The sequence below is a fragment of the uncultured Methanobrevibacter sp. genome (genome assembly GCF_937906425.1).
GTDB lineage: Archaea > Methanobacteriota > Methanobacteria > Methanobacteriales > Methanobacteriaceae > Methanobrevibacter.
In genome coordinates this window covers 1-4,257 of record NZ_CALCYR010000281.1, presented here as the reverse complement: position 1 = coordinate 4,257, position 4,257 = coordinate 1, and the positions used below count along the sequence as shown (strand labels likewise).

General features: G+C 31.0%; 4 protein-coding genes. 1 reads left to right on the top strand and 3 read right to left on the bottom strand.

Annotated elements, in window-relative coordinates; translation table 11 throughout:
• The first annotated feature begins 264 nt into the window (after nucleotides 1–264).
• Nucleotides 265–735 (top strand): tetratricopeptide repeat protein, encoded by a 471-nt coding sequence (locus Q0138_RS08275; RefSeq protein WP_297983253.1) that lies wholly within the window; start codon nucleotides 265–267, stop codon nucleotides 733–735.
• Between the two features lie 416 nt (nucleotides 736–1,151).
• Here the strand turns inward: Q0138_RS08275 and uvrB are convergent, their stop codons facing one another.
• From uvrB to Q0138_RS08260, 3 genes are all read right to left on the bottom strand, one after another.
• Nucleotides 1,152–3,110, bottom strand: a complete 1,959-nt coding sequence (gene uvrB / locus Q0138_RS08270; RefSeq protein WP_297983251.1) for an excinuclease ABC subunit UvrB — start codon at nucleotides 3,108–3,110, stop codon at nucleotides 1,152–1,154.
• Between the two features lie 164 nt (nucleotides 3,111–3,274).
• A complete protein-coding gene (locus Q0138_RS08265; protein ID WP_297983249.1) occupies nucleotides 3,275–3,892 on the bottom strand; it encodes a hypothetical protein in 618 nt (205 codons plus the stop codon).
• A 50-nt stretch (nucleotides 3,893–3,942) separates the two neighbouring features.
• On the bottom strand, nucleotides 3,943–4,257 hold a 315-nt coding region (locus Q0138_RS08260; RefSeq protein ID WP_297983247.1), incomplete at its 5' end, for a hypothetical protein.

Sequence of the window (4,257 nt, the reverse complement as noted above, 5' to 3'; positions counted from 1 at the left end):
ATTCTTTTTAATTTAAATTATTCTTTTTTCTTTTTTAATACTTTTCTTTATTTTATCTTTAATTATTTCTATTATTCTTTGATTTTTAAACCTTATTTTTAAAAGTATTTTTTCAATTAAATTTTTTAATTAAATTTATTAACATGTGTTAACATAATATAATTAAAGTTAACAAGTGTTAATTTTTTATAAATTAAATAATTTTTAGGATTAAAATCGTTTTAAATAAAATTTATTTTTCATTGAAAGTTATATGGTGGTCATATGGAATTTGAAGAATGTATGGAAAAGGGAGACCAATATAGAAAAGAAAAGGATTATGAAAAAGCTTTGGAATTTTATCAAAAGGCATTGGAAGTTGACAGCAGAATTCCAGAAGCTTGGACTATGAAAGGAAGTACTTTAGGTCTTTTAAACAGAATAGATGAAGCTATTGAAGCTTTTGACAAATCATTGGAACTTGATATGGAAATAGAAAAAACATGGCTTATGAAAGGAATGGCCTTATTTTCAGTGGAACGTTTTAATGAGGCAGACACTTGTTTTGACAGGGCAATTAATTTAAATTCCAAAAATTATGTCTATTGGAAGTATAAAGGTATGGTTTTAAGTCAATTGAATAGAAATACTGACGCTTTACAATGTTTGGACAATGCATTAGAATTAAATCCTGAAGAGGATTCTGTTTTAGTATTTAGACATACTGTAATCCAAAAATTAGAAGAAGAACAATAATTGTTCTTTAATTTCTCTTTTAATTCCTTTATTTTTATTTTAATTTATTATTTTTATTTTTCTTATTTTCTTATTTTATCTTATTTTATATTATTTTATCTAGTTTTTTTTATCTAATTTTAATTTATTTTAATTTTAAAAAAGAGTGATTTTTATTTAATTTATTATTCTTATTTTTATTTATTTTATCTTAATTTTCCATTTTATTCATTATTTTTCATTTTCTTTCTCTTTCAATGATTTTTAAAGGCTCTTTAAGATAATTTTTAAAAAAATTTAAAATTAGTATGATTAATTATTTAAAAATTAAAAAAAATAGGATGCAAATAATAATTTTTATTTAAAAAAAGTAAATAAGAGTATTAATTAATTCTTAATACTTTTTAATGTTTGAATTTGGTTTATATGAGCATTAATTATTTCTTAATACTCTTTAATGCTACAATTTGGTCTCTTAGGCTAGCTGCCCTTTCAAACTCAAGATTATTTGCAGCTTCTTTCATTTCAGCCTCCAAGTCTTGGATTAACAATTTAAGCTCGTCCTTAGGCATTCCCTTAAGGTCGTCTCTACTTGGAGTCTTCTTATAAGATTGCTTTTTCTCCTTCAAGGTTCTTGAAGTGGTCTTTGGAGTAATATTGTATTTCTCATTGTAAGCCATCTGGAGCTTTCTTCTTTTGTTTGTGATGTCAACCGCATTTCTTACAGAATCAGTCATCTCATCAACATACATGAGCACTTCTCCGTCAACATTTCTTGCAGCCCTTCCAATTGTCTGGATAAGTGAGGTTTCAGACCTTAGGAATCCTTCCTTATCTGCATCCAGGATAGCTACAAGTCCAACTTCAGGAAGATCCAAACCTTCCCTTAAGAGGTTTACTCCTACAAGAACATCAAACTCTCCACGTCTCAAGTCATCAATGATTTCAACACGTTCCAATGTGTCTATTTCAGAGTGAAGGTATCTGACCTTGATTCCTATTTTTGCATAATAGTCTGTAAGGTCCTCAGCCATTCTTTTTGTAAGTGTGGTTACAAGGATTCTCTGATTCTCATTCACCTTTCTTCTAACCTCTCCAAGAAGATCCTCAACCTGGCCCTTAACAGGTCTTATGGTGATTTTAGGGTCAACAAGTCCTGTTGGTCTTATGATTTGTTCAACAACATTAAGGCTTCTTGAGAGTTCATATTGTCCAGGGGTTGCTGATACGTAGAGAACCTGGTTTTGACTTGCTTCAAACTCATCAAAACGCAAGGGCCTGTTTTCCTTAGCTGAAGGCAATCTGAAACCATAATTTACAAGGGTTTCCTTTCTTGCCCTGTCACCATTGTACATTCCCCTAATCTGTGGAACGGTTACATGTGATTCATCAATAATTGTAAGGTAGTCATCTGGAAAATACTTTAAAAGTGAATATGGCATGTCTCCCCAGTTTCTTCCTGAAAGATGCATTGAATAGTTTTCGATTCCGGGACAGTATCCCATCTCCTGCAACATCTCCAAATCGAATCTTGTTCTCTGTTCAAGCCTTTGGGCCTCAAGGTATCTTCCCTCAATATTCAATTCATTAAGTCTTGACATCAATTCATCATTGATGTCCTTTAGAGCCTGATCCATTCTGTCAGCACCTACAACAAAGTGCTTTGCAGGAAATATCATATACCTTTGAAGGGATTCTTCCCTTTTGCCTGTAATCGGGTCAATTAGGCTTATTGCATCTATCTCATCACCAAAGAGTTCAATCCTTATTGGAGGGGTTCCGTGTACAGGATTGATTTCAATAACATCTCCCCTTACCCTGAATTGACCCCTTTCAAATGCAATGTCATTTCTCTCATACTGCATGAAGATAAGTTTTCTAAGGATGTCATTTCTTTCGTAAATGTCTCCAACATTTATGGAAAATGCAAACTCTCCATAATCTTCAGGAGAACCGATACCATAGATGCAGCTTACGCTGCTTACAACAATGACATCGTCTCTTGATAGAAGTGATTGGGTGGCGGAATGTCTCATTATGTCTATTTCCTCATTGATTGAAGCTTCCTTGTCAATGAATGTGTCTGTTCTTGGAACATATGCCTCAGGTTGGTAATAGTCATAATAGCTGACAAAGTATTCGACTGCATTGTCCGGGAAGAATACCTTGAATTCCTCATAGAGTTGTGCAGCCAATGTTTTATTGTGTGAAATGATAAGCGTTGGCTTCTGCACATTTTCAATGATGTTTGCCATTGTGTAGGTTTTTCCTGAACCTGTTACTCCCAGCAATGTCTGTTCATGAAGTCCCTTTTTAATCCCATCAGAAAGTGATTCAATAGCCTTTGGCTGATCACCAAGAGGTTTATATGGTGATTTAAGTTTAAATTCTTTCAATTTAACACCTGCTTATTTAGCTTCTTTTAATGAAAATTGTTTATTTTAATGAGTTTTTTAAATAATATATACTTTTTAATGAAATTCTTTTATTTTAATTTAAAAAAAATTTAAATTATTCTTAAATTCAGTCTTTTTATTTAAAATTTCCTTTCAATCGTAATTTATGATCCAGTTATCCAACCGCCACTATATAGATATGGTGTGCATTGTACCCATTTACTGCCGTTATATATATATGGAGTTGCTTTTTTCCATCCACTAGAAGTATATACATACCATCCTTTAGTATCTTCATCTGTAGAATATGACGTACTATCAATTAAATAATCTGGAGTAGCTATATACATTGAGATTGAATAGTTAGTTCCAGAAGATAAACCAGTAAAAGTATGTCCCGTTGATTGCCAATCACTTAATGATTGTGTATAATACTTAGTTCCACAATATATTGTAACATTAGGCCAACTTCCTGCATTTCCACTAAAACCCCATCCTTGTAATTTTACAGTAATAGAATTTTTTGTGCTGGATAGAATCCACATTTTAGAAGTTGTTGTTAAAGTTGCTGATATTGTAAAATCAAATTTACCTTGCCAACTATCGCTACTATTAGTGTAATTCCCAGCATAGGAAGTCCCTTTGACCATTTTAGTAGTAGATGTTTTACTCCAATATGAAGATGATGAATATTTAAAAATAGATGTTGTATCAACAATCATAGATGTATTAGTAGTATTATATCTTATATAATGTCGTTTTGTATCTGTATTTGTCCACATTATAACAACACTACTGTTATAAGTAAAACTCATTCCCATAACTAATTACCTCATGATGTTTTAAAGAAAATACGTCCAGTCATACTAGTTGACGGCAAAGAACTACCATACATACTAGAACTATTTAATACGATCCCATAACTCGCTTCAAAAAATAAATAATAAATTGAACTCAATTTTATAGAATTATAAGACGATGAAATATTAAAATAACCATTATAATTATCTGCTATAAAACCATCTGAAGTCCAACTATATGATTTTGTCCTAGAATTATATAATGCCGTATAAAAATTAATAGCACCATTTTGAATTGTCACTTTTCTAGTATTTTCACTAATACTATTCAAAATAGCACCAGTTAC

Excerpts from the sequence above, each read along its gene's own strand:
- Q0138_RS08275 (WP_297983253.1), top strand. The coding sequence starts at position 265 with ATGGAATTTGAAGAATGTATGGAAAAGGGAGACCAATATAGAAAAGAA.
- Q0138_RS08265 (WP_297983249.1), bottom strand. The coding sequence starts at position 3,892 with ATGTGGACAAATACAGATACAAAACGACATTATATAAGATATAATACT.